At 64.3% G+C, this 14,479-nt stretch carries 16 protein-coding genes; 9 read left to right on the top strand and 7 right to left on the bottom strand.

What is annotated here, in order from left to right; translation table 11 throughout:
• Nucleotides 1–10 precede the first annotated feature (10 nt).
• The 4 genes from rlmH to MOP87_RS01890 are packed head-to-tail and all read right to left on the bottom strand — an operon-like array spanning nt 11 to nt 2,884.
• On the bottom strand, nt 11–478 hold the full coding sequence (gene rlmH, locus MOP87_RS01905; protein WP_027915262.1) for a 23S rRNA (pseudouridine(1915)-N(3))-methyltransferase RlmH: 468 nt from the start codon (nt 476–478) through the stop codon (nt 11–13).
• Nucleotides 479–488: 10 nt separating this feature from the next.
• Nucleotides 489–908: a ribosome silencing factor gene (gene rsfS, locus MOP87_RS01900; protein ID WP_027915263.1), complete on the bottom strand. Its 420-nt coding sequence runs from the start codon at nt 906–908 to the stop codon at nt 489–491.
• Between the two features lie 43 nt (nt 909–951).
• On the bottom strand, nt 952–1,611 hold the full coding sequence (gene nadD, locus MOP87_RS01895) for a nicotinate-nucleotide adenylyltransferase (protein WP_027915264.1): 660 nt from the start codon (nt 1,609–1,611) through the stop codon (nt 952–954).
• Between the two features lies 1 nt (nt 1,612).
• Nucleotides 1,613–2,884: a glutamate-5-semialdehyde dehydrogenase gene (locus MOP87_RS01890; protein ID WP_027915265.1), complete on the bottom strand. Its 1,272-nt coding sequence runs from the start codon at nt 2,882–2,884 to the stop codon at nt 1,613–1,615.
• Between the two features lie 246 nt (nt 2,885–3,130).
• Between MOP87_RS01890 and MOP87_RS01885 the strand changes: the two genes are divergently transcribed.
• Together MOP87_RS01885 and MOP87_RS01880 are read left to right on the top strand one after the other, a co-directional pair.
• Complete coding sequence (locus tag MOP87_RS01885; protein ID WP_028687160.1) at nt 3,131–3,799, top strand: DNA-3-methyladenine glycosylase; 669 nt, start codon at nt 3,131–3,133, stop codon at nt 3,797–3,799.
• A gap of 3 nt (nt 3,800–3,802) precedes the next feature.
• On the top strand, nt 3,803–5,119 hold the full coding sequence (locus MOP87_RS01880; protein ID WP_027915267.1) for a bifunctional DedA family/phosphatase PAP2 family protein: 1,317 nt from the start codon (nt 3,803–3,805) through the stop codon (nt 5,117–5,119).
• Between the two features lie 13 nt (nt 5,120–5,132).
• Here MOP87_RS01880 and MOP87_RS01875 read toward each other — a convergent pair whose 3' ends face one another.
• From MOP87_RS01875 to MOP87_RS01865, 3 genes are read right to left on the bottom strand one after another with little or no spacing between them, the layout of a single operon-like run.
• Nucleotides 5,133–5,723: an LON peptidase substrate-binding domain-containing protein gene (locus tag MOP87_RS01875; RefSeq protein WP_145280398.1), complete on the bottom strand. Its 591-nt coding sequence runs from the start codon at nt 5,721–5,723 to the stop codon at nt 5,133–5,135.
• 9 nt (nt 5,724–5,732) lie between these two features.
• On the bottom strand, nt 5,733–6,449 hold the full coding sequence (locus MOP87_RS01870) for an LrgB family protein (RefSeq protein WP_027915269.1): 717 nt from the start codon (nt 6,447–6,449) through the stop codon (nt 5,733–5,735).
• Nucleotides 6,446–6,808: a CidA/LrgA family protein gene (locus MOP87_RS01865; protein WP_023534554.1), complete on the bottom strand. Its 363-nt coding sequence runs from the start codon at nt 6,806–6,808 to the stop codon at nt 6,446–6,448. Before MOP87_RS01865 ends, MOP87_RS01870 begins: the two co-directional genes overlap by 4 nt.
• Before the next feature lie 130 nt (nt 6,809–6,938).
• On the opposite strand from MOP87_RS01865, the gene MOP87_RS01860 reads away from it, so the two are divergent.
• The 7 genes from MOP87_RS01860 to purD all read left to right on the top strand — a co-directional run bounded on the left by MOP87_RS01860 (nt 6,939) and on the right by purD (nt 14,372).
• On the top strand, nt 6,939–7,394 hold the full coding sequence (locus MOP87_RS01860; RefSeq protein ID WP_027915270.1) for a MaoC family dehydratase: 456 nt from the start codon (nt 6,939–6,941) through the stop codon (nt 7,392–7,394).
• Nucleotides 7,395–7,506: 112 nt separating this feature from the next.
• Nucleotides 7,507–8,385 carry a 50S ribosomal protein L11 methyltransferase gene (prmA, locus tag MOP87_RS01855; RefSeq protein ID WP_027915271.1) on the top strand — a complete coding sequence of 293 codons (879 nt, stop codon included), beginning with the start codon at nt 7,507–7,509 and terminating at the stop codon, nt 8,383–8,385.
• Between the two features lie 42 nt (nt 8,386–8,427).
• The gene (locus tag MOP87_RS01850) at nt 8,428–9,756 is read left to right on the top strand and encodes a DUF3426 domain-containing protein (protein WP_128610965.1); all 1,329 of its coding nucleotides are present in this window, start codon (nt 8,428–8,430) and stop codon (nt 9,754–9,756) included.
• Nucleotides 9,757–9,963: 207 nt separating this feature from the next.
• Nucleotides 9,964–10,977: a tRNA dihydrouridine synthase DusB gene (gene dusB / locus MOP87_RS01845; protein ID WP_027915273.1), complete on the top strand. Its 1,014-nt coding sequence runs from the start codon at nt 9,964–9,966 to the stop codon at nt 10,975–10,977.
• Nucleotides 10,974–11,294 (top strand): DNA-binding transcriptional regulator Fis, encoded by a 321-nt coding sequence (gene fis / locus MOP87_RS01840; RefSeq protein ID WP_023534526.1) that lies wholly within the window; start codon nt 10,974–10,976, stop codon nt 11,292–11,294. The genes dusB and fis overlap by 4 nt, the downstream gene beginning before the upstream one ends.
• Nucleotides 11,295–11,375: 81 nt before the next feature.
• Nucleotides 11,376–12,983: a bifunctional phosphoribosylaminoimidazolecarboxamide formyltransferase/IMP cyclohydrolase gene (gene purH / locus MOP87_RS01835; protein WP_027915274.1), complete on the top strand. Its 1,608-nt coding sequence runs from the start codon at nt 11,376–11,378 to the stop codon at nt 12,981–12,983.
• Nucleotides 12,984–13,082: 99 nt separating this feature from the next.
• Nucleotides 13,083–14,372 carry a phosphoribosylamine--glycine ligase gene (gene purD / locus MOP87_RS01830; protein WP_242810048.1) on the top strand — a complete coding sequence of 430 codons (1,290 nt, stop codon included), beginning with the start codon at nt 13,083–13,085 and terminating at the stop codon, nt 14,370–14,372.
• Nucleotides 14,373–14,479 lie beyond the last annotated feature (107 nt).

Here is a 14,479-nt window from a genome sequence, read left to right as displayed (position 1 = left end):
GCTTACAGGCTCATTTGTGGTAGGGATGCCCGGACAACACCGTCCAGGCCCGGTAGACCTGCTCGCCGATGAGTATCCTGACCAGCGGGTGCGGCAAGGTCAGCGGCGACAGGGACCAGCGCTGATCGGCGCGGGCGCACACTTGCGGCGCAAGCCCTTCGGGCCCACCCACCATCAGATTCACCGTGCGCGCATCCAGGCGCCAGCGGTCCAGTTCACCTGCCAGTTGCTCGGTGCTCCACGGCTTGCCATGGACCTCCAGGGTTACGACGCGCTCCCCGGGTTGCACCTTGCTGAGCATGGCTTCGCCCTCCTGGCGAATCAGGCGGGCGACGTCGGCATTCTTGCCGCGGGTGTTCAGCGGTATTTCCACCAGCTCGAGCGAAAGTTCGGCCGGCAGGCGCTTGACATACTCATGCCAGCCCTCCTCGACCCACTTCGGCATGCGCGAGCCAACCGCGATCAGGCGCAGACGCACGGCGCTTTCCTTATTCGCGATCTTTGAGCTTGTCGGAGTACTCGTGGACATGGTCCGGGCTGTGGTGCTTGCCATCGGCGGCGCGGCTCTGCTCGGCGCCCTGCCACAGGCGTTCGAGGTCGTAGAACTGGCGTGCAGCCGCAGTCATCATGTGCACGATGACATCGTTGAGGTCCAGCAGCACCCAGTCGCTGTCGCCCTTGCCTTCCTCACCCAGAGGCTGGGCGCCCTTGGCCTTGACTGCCTCGCGGACCTTCTCGGCCATGGCGTTGATCTGACGGTTGGAGGTACCGGTGGCGATGATCATGTAATCGGTCAGGCTGTGCTTGTCACGCACGTCGATGACCTGGATATCCTGGGCCTTGACGTCTTCCAGCGCTGCCGTGGTCACTGCGACCAGTTCGTCGCCGTAAATTTTCTGCTTGGTCATATAAAACTCGTTCAACTCGTAGGATGAGGTGCCAGGGGCACCGTCAGTTGGGCGCACGATACAGTTCGTGCGCCTCGATGTAGGCCAGTACGGCGTCCGGCACCAGGAACCTCACCGACCTGCCGCTGGCCAGCAGCTGTCGGATCTGTGTAGCCGACACCGCAAGCGGTGTCTGCCAGACGAACGAAATGTTTCCCGCCGGGCCGGACATGGCGGTGGGATCGCTCTGCGAACGGGCAGCCAGCAGATTGCGCAGTTCGTCGGGGGGGTCTACATCCGCATCCGGGCGTTGCAGCACCAGGATGTGGCAGTGTTGCAGCAGTTCTTCCCAGCGGTGCCAGCCGGGCAGTCCGCAGAAGGCGTCCCAGCCCAGCACCAGAAACAACTGGTCGTCAGCGGCAAGCTCGGCACGGATCGACTCCAACGTATCGATGGTGTACGACGGCTTGTCCCGTGCCAGTTCACGCGCGTCCACGCTCAGGCCTGCAACGCCCGCGACGGCGCCCTGCACCATGGCCAGGCGATCGTGCGCGGCCACTTGCGGCGTGTCTCGGTGCGGCGGGCGAGCATTGGGCAACAGGCGCAGCTCGTCCAGGGCCATGAACTCGGCGACTTCCAGCGCACTGCGCAGGTGGCCGATGTGGACCGGGTCGAAGGTGCCGCCAAGAATGCCGACGCGGCGAACTGCCTGGGCCTGACTCAACTCAGCAGGACTCCTGGCCGCGCAGTTGACCGTCGCCGATCACCACGTATTTCTCGCACGTCAGGCCTTCGAGGCCGACCGGGCCACGGGCGTGAAGCTTGTCGGTGGAAATGCCGATCTCGGCACCCAGGCCATATTCGAACCCGTCGGCGAAGCACGTCGGGGTGTTGAGCATGACGGAGGCCGAGTCCACTTCAGCCATGAACTGGCGCGCCTCCCCCTGATGCTCGGTGATGATCGAGTCGGTGTGATGCGAACCATAATGGTTGATGTGCTCGATGGCCTGATCCAGGCTGTCCACCACACGGATGGACAGTACGGCATCGAGGTACTCGGTGTGCCAGTCGTCCTCGCTGGCCGCGTGCGCGTCGATCAGCGCACAGGTACGCTCGCAACCGCGCAGCTCAACGCCTTTCTCCTGGAAACGGCGCGCCATTTCGGGCAGGAAGCGCTCGGCGACCAGCTGGTCCACCAGCAGCGTTTCCATCGCCCCGCAGATACCGTAGCGGTAGGTCTTGGCGTTGAACGCCACGCGCCAGGCCTTGTCCAGGTCGGCATGCTGGCTGACATGGACATGGCAGATACCGTCGAGGTGCTTGATGACCGGTACCCGTGCGTCGCGGCTGATGCGCTCGATCAGGCCCCGGCCACCGCGCGGCACGATGACATCGACGAACTCGGGCATGCTGATCAGCGCGCCCACCGCCTCGCGGTCGGTGGTTTCCACCACCTGAACCACGGCGGCGGGCAAGCCCGCCGCCGCCAGGCCGCGCTGGATACAGGCGGCAATCGCGCGGTTGGAGTGGATGGCTTCGGAGCCGCCGCGCAGAATCGTGGCATTGCCTGACTTCAGGCACAGGCTGGCCGCGTCGATGGTGACGTTCGGGCGTGATTCGTAAATGATGCCGATGACGCCCAGCGGCGTGCGCATCTTGCCGACCTGGATACCCGATGGGCGGTAGCTCATGTCGCGAATGGCGCCGACCGGGTCCGGCAGGCTGGCGACCTGCCGCAGGCCGGTGATCATGCCGTCGATGCGCGCCGGGGTCAGGGCCAGGCGGTCGAGCAACGCGGCTTCCAGCCCAGAGGCACGGCCATGGGCCAAGTCCTGCTCGTTGGCTGCGATCAGCGCGTCACGGCCTGCATCCAGCGCGTCGGCGGCAGCGTGCAGGGCACGGTTCTTCTGCGCGGTGCTGGCACGGCCGATTACCCGGGAGGCTTCACGGGCTGCGCGACCCAGGCGGGTCATGTAGTCAAGAACGGACTCAGTCATGGGCTCGGTGTCTTGGCGGTGGGGAAACGGCTGATTATAACTGTCGCGCAGGTGTACGCCCAGCGGTGGGTGGCGGATGGTAGAAAAAGCTGTGGCAAATCTGTAGGAAAGATGTAACCGGTCTTATCCATAAGGAAGCAGAACTCTGTGGAAATCTCTGCCCTGCGCCGTCACATGTTCGAAGGTTTCAGATTCGGTTAAGGTAGCGCCTGTTACCCTCATGCCTTTAGCCTGCGAAGCCCTTGCATGCCAGCACTGCCAGACAGCTTTTTCGACCGCGACGCCCAAACCTTGGCCAAAGCCCTGCTGGGCAAGGTCATTCGCCACCGCCAGGGCAACTTGTGGCTTGCCGCCCGCATCATCGAGACCGAGGCCTATTACCTCACCGACAAGGGTAGCCATGCGTCGCTGGGCTACACCGAGAAGCGCAAGGCGCTGTTTCTCGATGGCGGACACATCTATATGTACTATGCCCGCGGCGGCGACTCCCTGAACTTCAGCGCCCAGGGCCCCGGCAATGCGGTGCTCATCAAGTCCGCCTACCCGTGGCAGGACGCCCTCTCAGGGCCCGACAGCTTGGCGCAGATGCACCTGAACAACCCCGACGCCAGCGGCAACCTGCGCTCCGTCGAGCGCCTGTGCGCGGGGCAGACGCTGTTGTGCCGGGCGCTGGGCCTCAAGGTGCCACATTGGGATGCGCAGCGCTTCGACCCGCAGCGGCTGTATGTGGACGACTGCGCCAACCCGGTGCCCCGGGTGATCCAGGCAGCCCGTCTGGGCATTCCCCACGGGCGTGACGAGCACCTGCCGTACCGCTTCGTCGACGCCGCATACGCCCGGTTCTGCACACGCAACCCATTGCGGCGCGGCCAGGTCGAAGGCCGTGACTTCTCCATCATCGAACAAGAGAGCTGAACCATGGAACAATGGCTCGACGGCCTGACCGGTTGGCTGGGTGCCAACCCACAGTGGCTTGGCGTCGCAATCTTCCTGGTCGCGTGCATCGAATGCCTGGCCATCGCCGGCATCATCGTTCCAGGCACGGTGCTGCTGTTTGCGGTAGCCGTGCTGGCAGGTAGCGGTGTGCTGGGCCTTGGCGAAACCTTGCTGCTGGGCTTTTTGGGCGGGTTACTGGGTGACGCGCTGTCCTACATGATCGGCAAGCATTTCCACCAGAACATTCGCCGCCTGCCGGTGTTGCGGCACCACCCGGAATGGATCGGCAGCGCCGAAACCTACTTCAAGCGCTATGGCATCGCCAGCCTGCTCGTAGGCCGTTTCATCGGCCCGTTGCGGCCCATGCTGCCAATGGTCGCCGGCATGTTCGACATGCCGCTACTGCGGTTCATCGCCGTGAGCCTGGTGGCAGCCGCAGGGTGGTCGATCGCCTACCTGCTGCCCGGTTGGGCCACCGGTGCGGCCATGCGCCTGCCCCTGCCCGAAGGCTTCTGGCCCCAGGCCGGGATCATTTTCGGCACGCTGGCGGTGATCATCGGCCTTAGCCTGAGCACCAGCATCCGCGACCGTCGCCACGGCACACGGCTGATTGGTGCCCTGTGCCTGCTGGCCTTGGCCGGGGTATTTCTTGGCTGGCCCTACCTGCACGCCTTCGACGACGGGGTGATGACGCTGGTCCAGGAGCATCGCAGCCAGGCCATCGACGGCGCTGTGGTGGTGGTGACGCGGCTCGGGGATTTTCGCACCCAGTTCTTCCTCGGCGGGCTGCTGACAGGCTTGCTGCTGGTGGTACGCCAGTGGCGGCACGCTTTCTTCGCAGCTGGGGCGCTGATGGGCACCGCCATCGCCAATGGCACGCTCAAGTGGCTGTTCGCCCGGGCCCGGCCGGAAGTGCTGACCGACCCGCTGACCAGCTACAGTATGCCCAGCGGCCACAGTTCGGCGTCGTTTGCGTTCTTTCTGGTGCTAGCGGTGCTCGCCGGCCGCGGCCAGCCACCGCGCATGCGCCTGACCTGGATCATGCTGGGTTGCATTCCGGCATTGGCCATTGCCCTGTCGCGGGTGTACCTGGGTGCACACTGGCCCACCGACATCCTGGCCGGCGCCCTGCTGGCCTGCTGCGTCTGCGCGATCAGCCTGACATTGTCCCAGTACCGTCAGACCCTGCCGGCCCTGCCCCTGAAGGTCTGGTGGCTGGTATTGCCGGCCTGCATCGCCTTGCTGGCCTTCTTTGCCACCCACGCCCTGCCCCACGCCCTGCTCAGGTACCAGTACTGACGCCAGGCGCTATTCAGGCAAACAGCTCACCCTGGATGCGCTCGAGCAACCTGTGGATCTCGCCCAGCCGCTGCTCGGGCGAGTCCTGGGCCAGCAAGTCCAGCTTGTCTTGCTCGGTGAAGGGCAGCAGGTAGGCCAGTTGGTTGGCCAGCGCCTGACGCCCGTCCACGGGCCGGGGCATGTCGAGCGCCTCGACCATCGGGTGCTCGCCCAAGGCCAGCAGCAGGGCCAGCAAGTCGTCGTCCGCTTCCTCCAAGGGGCTGTCGTCAAGCTCAGGCAGCCACTGTACCTGCCCCACCAGCAGTTGATCCTTTTGCACTTCGGTGGCCTGAAGATCGAAACGCCGCACCCCTTCGACGCGAATACCCAACAGGCCATTGTCCTGCTGGACGAAATCGCGGATCACCGCTTCGCAGCCAATGGACGCCACCACGGGCGGCGCCTTGCCGACCTGCTCGCCCTCCACGATGCAGACCACGCCAAAGCCTTCGCCTTGTTTCATGCAACGCCCGATCATGTCCAGGTAGCGGGCTTCGAAAATCTGCAGGTCGAGAAAACACCCTGGGAACAGCACGGTGTCGAGGGGAAACAGCGGTAGCATCATCATCACTCCTCAAGCCACCAGGCTGACGGCCAGCGGCAGGAACACTGCCGTTGCCACGCCCATCAGGCTCATCGCCAGCGCGGCGAAGGCGCCGCATTCGTCACTTTCCTGCAAGGCCACCGAGGTGCCGACCGCGTGGGCCGTGATGCCCAGGGACATGCCCCGCGCTTCAGGGCTGAGCACACCGCAGCGGCTCAACAAGGCAGGCCCGAAAATGGCCCCGATCACCCCGGTAATCAGCACGAAGACCGCAGCCAGCGCCGCCACGCCACCGATCTGCTCGGCTACCAGCATCGCGATGGGCGAGGTGACGGACTTGGGCGCCATGGTCATCAGGATCATGTGCTCAGCGCCAAACCACCACCCTAGCAACAGGCAGCACACCGTGGCGAACAGGCCTCCGAGTACCAGCGTAGTCAAGGTCGGCCAGAACAACTGGCGAATGCGCCGCAGGTTCAGGAACAGCGGCACCGCCAAGGCCACGGTGGCAGGGCCCAGCAGGATGTTCATGATTTCGGTGCTCTTGCGGTATTCGGCGTAGTCGATGCCGCACAGCAGCAGCACGCCGATCACCAGGGCCATCGACACCAGCACCGGCTGCAGGAAGATCCAGCGGGTCTTCTCATACCCGGCCAGCACCAGCTGGTAGGCCCCCAGGGTCACGCCAATGCCGAACAATGGGTGGTGGACCACTGCATCCAATGCGCCTTGCCAGTCGAGCATCATGGCTGGTCCTCGCGCCGGGCCTGACGATGAATGAGTTTCTGCATCAGCACGCCCACCACCACCAGCGTCAGCAGGCAGGAAATCAACAGCGCACCGACGATGGCCCAGAAGTCGGCGGCGATGTCACGGGCATACACCATCACCCCCACGGCCGGAGGCACCAGCAACAGCGGCAAGTAGCGCAGCAGGCTGCCGGCAGCTTCGTTGAGGGGCGCACCCACCTCGCCGCGCACCATCAGAAAACCCAGCAATAGCAACAGGCCGATGATCGGCCCCGGCAGGACGGGAACCAACAGATGATTGACTGCCGTCCCCAACAGCTGGAACAGCACCAGCCAGGTCAAACCCCGCAACAGCATAACGTTCTCCTTCAGGCGTGCGGCTCATTATAAGCATGGGCACGCTGCCCGCGCCGAGCGCAACTTGACCGGCCTGGCCAAGCATGCTGATCTTGCACGCGCGTGCCATTTCATACCCAGGAGGATTACCATGCCGCTAGTGCCGGCCACCGCGCTTACCCAATACGTCGGCAAGTCCCTCGGCCACTCGGCCTGGCTGACCATCGACCAGCAGCGTATCGATCGTTTCGCCGAGGCGACTGGCGATCATCAGTTCATCCACGTTGACCCGCAGCGAGCTGCGCAAACCGCGTTCGGCGGCACCATCGCCCATGGCTTTCTGACCCTGTCCCTGATTCCTGCGCTGATCGAGGACATCCTGGTCTTGCCGCAGGGGCTGAAGATGGTCGTCAACTACGGCCTGGACAGCGTGCGCTTCATTCAGCCGGTGAAGGTCGACAGCCAGGTGCGCCTGCATGTCGAGCTGGCCGATGTGCAGCAAAAGCGCCCCGGCCAATGGTTGCTCAAGGCCATCGCCACGCTGGAGATAAAAGACGAGGACAAGCCCGCCTACCGGGCTGAATCCCTGTCCCTGTGCTTTGTCTAGGCACCGGCACCTGACAGGCGCAGGCGTCTCTACAAACCCTACGCACTCGCGTAAACTGCCAGGCTCCGCGCAGCCTTGGGCTGCCCTTCTGGATCTATCAAAGGTACACGCCATGCCCTGGCTGCAAGTACGTCTGGCCATCAGCCCGGAACAAGCCGAAACCTACGAAGACGCGCTGCTGGAAGTCGGCGCGGTGTCGGTCACCTTCATGGACGCCGAAGATCAACCCATCTTCGAGCCAGACCTCAATACCACGCCGCTGTGGTCGCACACCCACCTGCTGGCCCTGTTCGAGGCTGACACCAACCCTGAACAGGTGTTCGCGCACCTGCGCCTGCTGACGGGCGTCGAGCTGCCCCAGCACCAGGCCGAAGTGATCGAAGACCAGGACTGGGAACGCAGCTGGATGGACAATTTCCAGCCGATGCGTTTCGGCCGCCGGCTGTGGATCGTGCCGAGCTGGCACGATGCTCCGGAAAAGGACGCCGTGAACCTGTTGCTCGATCCTGGGCTGGCGTTCGGCACGGGCACGCACCCCACCACGGCGCTGTGCCTTGAGTGGCTCGACGGTCAGCAGTTGCAGGGCACCCAGGTGCTGGACTTTGGCTGTGGCTCGGGCATTCTGGCGATCGCTGCACTGTTGCTGGGCGCGCGCGAAGCGGTAGGCACGGACATCGACGTGCAGGCGATCGAAGCCTCTCGCGACAATGCCCAACGCAACGGCATTGCCGACGAGCTGTTCGCGCTGTACCTGCCCGAGCACATGCCTGCCATGCAGGCCGACGTGCTGGTGGCCAACATCCTGGCCGGGCCACTGGTGTCGCTGGCACCGCAGCTCAGCGGCCTGGTCCGCCCGGGCGGTCTGCTGGCGTTGTCGGGCATTCTCGCTGAACAAGGCGAAGAAGTGGCCGCCGCCTACGCTGCCGATTTCGACCTGGACCCTATCGTCGTTCGCGATGGCTGGGTGCGAATCAGTGGTCGCCGCCGCTAGTCGAACCTAGAATAGCCCTCAGCACAGCCTCCGGATTGCCGCATGACCGACAGTTTCGTCACCCAGTGCCCGCATTGCCAGACCAGCTTTCGTGTCACCCACCACCAGTTGAGCGTGGCCCGTGGCGTGGTGCGTTGCGGCCAGTGCCTGCAAGTGTTCAATGCCGCCAAGCAGCTACTGGAGCAGAACCGCAGCGCCCCCCTCCCGCCGAGCCCGCTGCCGGCCACCGAGGCAGCGCCGGCGCCTGCCGCGCCCACCCCCGCGCACGTGCACCCCATCGCGCCGGACGACGAGGCCTGGGCCCAGACCGCCCAGGCCTTGGACGAGCTCGACCTGGACAAGGAACTGGAGCGCCTGGAGCGCCGCCACGCGCCCGTACAGGTGCGTGAGGCCGATCAGGCGTCCATGCTGCAGGCACGGCGTCACGAGGAGGACGCGGACGAACACCTGGACGAAGTGTTCGGCACTGCAGCAGGCGAGCCGTTTGAACCGGAACAGGCTGCTGCTGCCCCCGTACTCGAGCCTGCTCCCCAGGCAGATTCGCGGCGCGAGGCGCGTACCGAGCCGACCTTCACCGCCGGCCTGGACGCAGACGCAGAAGATGAGCCGCCGCTGGGCAGCATCGTGACGGATGAGGATGAGCCAAAACTGGGAGCGCCACTGCGACCCGAAGACGATGACGAGGTGTCGATTGCCGGCCTCACCGCGCACGACGACGAACCCTTGGCAACCAGCCTGCGCGCCGACGATGAACACGATGAAGCGCCGTTGCCCATGGGGCGCATGGAGCCTGAGGTCACTGACAAGGCCGAACGCCCAAGGCGCAAGGAACCCTTGGTGGATGTGGTGGACGACCCGCTGCAACTGGGCTGGGAGAAGCCGGCCCCGGCCTGGGGCAAGCGCCTGCTGTGGGGTGGGTTGACGCTGATCGCTGCTGCCATGCTCGCCTTGCAGTACGTCTGGTTCCATTTCGACGAGCTGTCCCGACAGGACCAGTACCGCCCGCTGTTCGAGCAGGTGTGTCCGGCCGTGGGCTGCCAGGTCCCCTCTCGTGTCGATGTGAACCGGATCAAGAGCAGCAACCTGGTGGTGCGCAGCCATCCGGACTTCAAAGGTGCGCTGATCGTGGACGCCATCATCTATAACCGTGCCCCCTTCGCCCAACCCTTTCCACTGCTCGAACTGCGCTTCTCGGACCTCAATGGCCAGCTGATCGCCAGTCGCCGTTTCAAGCCGGCCGAATACCTGTCCGGGGAGCTGGCCGGACGCGGCGAAATGCCCAGCCAGACGCCAATCCACATCGCGCTGGATATTCTTGACCCAGGTCAGCGAGCGGTGAACTACAGCTTGAGCTTCCGCTCGCCGGAATAAACCCTGACGGCCAACAGGTACGCTGCCGCTGCGCCGGCCATGATGCCGCTTGTCCGGGGCCTGACGACCCGGAGCCCAGGGTGCAGGGGCGGCAACCCTCAGTTGTTCAGATTTTATCCAAATCCATCTTTATCCGGTCATCCAGAGCGGGTATCATGCCAACCCTTTTTCGAACCTCAAGATTCGGCCCCACAACAGGGAACACCTATGTCGGCGGTACGCATCGGCCCTTATACACTGCGCAATAACCTGATCCTCGCACCCATGGCTGGGGTCACGGACCAGCCGTTCCGAACACTTTGCCAGCGCATGGGCGCAGGCATGGTGGTGTCGGAAATGGTCTCCAGCGACCTGTCCCTGTGGAACAGCCGCAAGTCGAGCCTGCGCCGCATCCACGAAGGCGATCCCGAGCCGCGCTCGGTCCAGATCGCCGGGGGCGACGCACAGATGATGGCGGCGGCTGCACAGGCCAATGTCGCCGCGGGCGCCCAGATCATCGATATCAACATGGGCTGCCCGGCAAAAAAAGTCTGCAACAAGGCGGCAGGCTCTGCTTTATTGAGAGATGAAGCCTTGGTCAGCGACATTCTGCGGGCCGTCGTGGGCGCCGTGGATGTTCCGGTGACGCTGAAGATCCGCACCGGCTGGGACCGGGCCAACAAGAATGGCCTGAACGTGGCGAAAATAGCCGAACAGGCTGGCATCCAGGCGCTTGCGGTGCATGGCCGCACACGCGCCGACCTGTACACCGGTGAAGCCGAATACGACACCATCGCCGCTATCAAGCAAGCGGTGTCCATTCCGGTCTTCGCCAACGGCGACATTACCTCGCCGCAAAAGGCCAAGGCAGTGCTCGACGCCACGGGCGTCGATGGCCTGCTGATCGGCCGGGCCGCTCAAGGCCGGCCTTGGATCTTTCGCGAGATCGAGCATTACCTGCGCACTGGCGAGCAGTTGCCAGCGCCGCAGCTGGACGAGGTGGAACGCATCCTGCTGGAGCACCTGGCCGCCCTGCACGCCTTCTACGGCGATGTCATGGGTGTGCGGATCGCCCGCAAGCACGTGGGCTGGTACCTGGCGACACGACCCGGCGGCAAGGAGTTTCGCTCCCGGTTCAACGCTTTGGAAGACACACAAGCGCAGTGCGCCAACGTTCGCGCGTTTTTCAGTGAACGTCGACAGAGCCTTGAGACAGAGGACGGACAAGGGGTGGCCGCATGACGATGATGACCGAAACATTTGTGAGTGGAACAACGCCCGTGAGCGACAACGCCAACCTGAAACAGCACCTGAACACGCCGAGCGAAGAGGGCCAGACCCTTCGCGACAGCGTCGAGAAGGCGCTGCACAACTACTTCGCCCACCTCGAAGGCGCGACCGTCACGGACGTGTACAACCTGGTGCTCTCCGAAGTCGAGGCGCCGCTGCTTGAAAGCGTGATGAGCTATGTGAAGGGCAACCAGACCAAAGCCAGCGAGATGCTCGGGTTGAACCGAGGCACGCTGCGCAAGAAGCTCAAGCAATACGACTTGCTGTAAGCCAGAATCCCGATCGAAAAAGGCGCCTGTCTCAACACAGACGCCTTTTTTGCTGACTCCACCGCGTTATTGGAACCCGAAATGACCGACCAGACTACCCGCCTGCCAGTCCGCCGCGCCCTGATCAGCGTCTCCGACAAGACCGGTATCCTCGAATTTGCCCGTGAGCTGCAACAGCTCGGCGTCGAGATACTGTCCACCGGCGGCACCTACAAGCTGCTCAAGGACAACGGTGTCAACGCGGTGGAAGTGGCCGACTACACCGGCTTCGCCGAAATGATGGATGGCCGGGTCAAGACCCTGCACCCGATGATCCATGGCGGCATCCTCGGTCGCCGCGGCACCGACGACGCGATCATGAACGAGCACGGGATCAAGCCCATCGACCTGGTGGCGGTCAACCTGTACCCCTTCGAAGCCACGATCTCCAAGCCTGGCTGCGACCTGCCGACCGCCATCGAGAACATCGACATCGGCGGCCCGACCATGGTCCGCTCGGCTGCCAAGAACCACAAGGACGTGGCCATCGTGGTCAACGCCGGTGACTACGCCAGCGTCGTCGAGGGCCTGAAGGCCGGCGGCCTGACCTACGCCCAGCGCTTCGACCTGATGCTCAAGGCCTTCGAGCACACCGCAGCCTATGACGGCATGATCGCCAACTACATGGGCACCGTGGACCAGGCCAAGGAAACCCTGAGCACCGAAGCACGCGGCGACTTCCCGCGCACCTTCAACACCCAGTTCGTCAAGGCCCAGGAAATGCGCTACGGCGAGAACCCGCACCAGCGTGCGGCGTTCTACGTGGAAGCCAAGAAAGGCGAAGCCAGCATTTCCACTGCCGTGCAGCTGCAAGGCAAGGAGCTGTCCTTCAACAACGTGGCCGACACCGACGCGGCGCTCGAGTGCGTCAAGAGCTTCGTAAAGCCGGCCTGCGTCATCGTCAAGCATGCCAACCCGTGTGGCGTGGCCGTGGTGCCTGAAGACGAAGGCGGTATCCGCAAAGCCTACGACCTGGCCTACGCCACCGACACCGAATCGGCCTTCGGCGGCATCATTGCCTTCAACCGCGAGTTGGACGGCGAAACCGCCAAGGCCATCGTCGAGCGCCAGTTCGTCGAGGTGATCATCGCACCGAAGATCTCCCAGGCTGCCCGCGATGTGGTTGCAGCCAAGCAGAACGTGCGCCTGCTCGAATGTGGCGAGTGGCCAGCTGAGCGGGCTGCCGGCTGGGACTTCAAGCGAGTCAACGGCGGGCTGCTGGTCCAGAGCCGTGACATCGGCATGATCACGGCCGATGACCTGAAGATCGTCACCCAGCGTGCACCGACCGAACAAGAGATCCACGACCTGGTGTTCGCCTGGAAAGTGGCCAAGTTCGTCAAATCCAACGCCATCGTCTATGCCAAGCAGCGCCAGACCATCGGCGTGGGCGCGGGCCAGATGAGCCGGGTCAACTCCGCCCGTATCGCCGCCATCAAGGCCGAGCATGCCGGCTTGCAGGTGCAGGGTGCCGTCATGGCTTCGGACGCCTTCTTCCCGTTCCGTGACGGCATCGACAATGCGGCCAAGGTCGGCATCAGCGCGGTCATCCAGCCAGGTGGCTCGATGCGTGACGCCGAGGTGATCGCTGCCGCTGATGAAGCCGGTATCGCCATGGTGTTCACCGGCATGCGCCACTTCCGCCACTGATTCACGGCAATCGGCCGCACCCAGGTAGGCAACTGCCGCGGTGCGACCTGGCACAGCGAGAGGCAGGGCCTCTCGCTCGACAGATCTAGAGGTTTTGACATGAAAGTTTTGATCATCGGCAGCGGCGGCCGTGAGCACGCCCTGGCCTGGAAAGTCGCCCAGGACCCACGCGTCGAAAAAGTCTTCGTGGCCCCGGGCAACGCTGGCACCGCCATCGAGACCAAGTGCGAGAACGTCGCGATCGACGTCTGCGCCCTGGAGCAACTGGCTGATTTTGCCGAGAAGAACGTCGACCTGACCATCGTCGGCCCGGAAGCGCCCCTGGTCATCGGTGTGGTCGACCTGTTCCGCAGCCGTGGCCTGGACTGCTTCGGTCCGACCCAGGGCGCTGCCCAGCTGGAAGGGTCCAAGGCGTTCACCAAGGATTTCCTGGCCCGCCACAAGATCCCGACGGCCGACTACCAGAACTTCACCGAAATCGAACCGGCCCTGGCGTACCTGCAGGAAAAAGGCGCGCCGATCGTCATCAAGGCCGATGGCCTGGCCGCTGGCAAGGGCGTCATCGTCGCCATGACCTTGGCAGAAGCCGAAGCCGCCGTGCGTGACATGCTCGCGGGCAATGCCTTTGGGGAAGCAGGTTCACGCGTGGTCATCGAGGAGTTTCTCGATGGCGAGGAAGCCAGCTTCATCGTCATGGTCGACGGCCACAACGTGCTGCCCATGGCCACCAGCCAGGACCACAAGCGCGTCGGCAATCAGGACAGCGGCCCGAACACGGGCGGCATGGGTGCCTACTCCCCTGCCCCGGTAGTCACTGACGACGTGCACCAGCGGGTCATGGACCAGGTGATCTGGCCGACCGTGCGCGGCATGGCCGAGGAAGGCAATGTCTACACCGGGTTCCTGTATGCTGGCCTGATGATCGACAAGGCGGGCAACCCCAAGGTCATCGAATTCAACTGCCGCTTCGGCGACCCGGAAACCCAGCCGATCATGCTGCGCCTGGAATCGAGCCTGGTGCTGCTCATCGAAGCGGCCTTCGCCAAGGCCCTGGACAAGGTCGAAGCGCAGTGGGACCCACGCCCCAGCCTGGGCGTGGTGCTGGCCGCAGGCGGCTACCCGGGTGACTACGCCAAGGGCGCAGCCATTTCGGGCCTGGAGGCGGCTGCGAAGCTCGAAGGCAAGGTATTCCATGCAGGCACTGCCTTGAAGGACGGTGACGTGGTGACCGCTGGGGGTCGCGTGCTGTGCGCCACCGCCCTGGGTGAAACCGTCGAGTCCGCCCAGCAGCAAGCCTATCGCCTGGCCGAGCAGATCACCTGGGACGGCAGCTTCTACCGTACCGATATCGGCTACCGGGCCATTGCCCGGGAACGTGGCGAGCAATAACCGCTTCACCGCTGTAATGTCGAGGCGCCCGGGCCAGTGCAGCCGGGCGCACGGCAACCGTCTTGTCGGCGTGCCCGCGGGCCTTGCCTTCAACTCGGCACGCCGCG

This window comes from Pseudomonas sp. I3-I5, assembly GCF_022699445.1.
Taxonomy (GTDB): domain Bacteria; phylum Pseudomonadota; class Gammaproteobacteria; order Pseudomonadales; family Pseudomonadaceae; genus Aquipseudomonas; species Aquipseudomonas fulva.
Note: the sequence above shows the minus strand (reverse complement) of the source record. Positions and strands in the feature narration are given on the sequence as shown.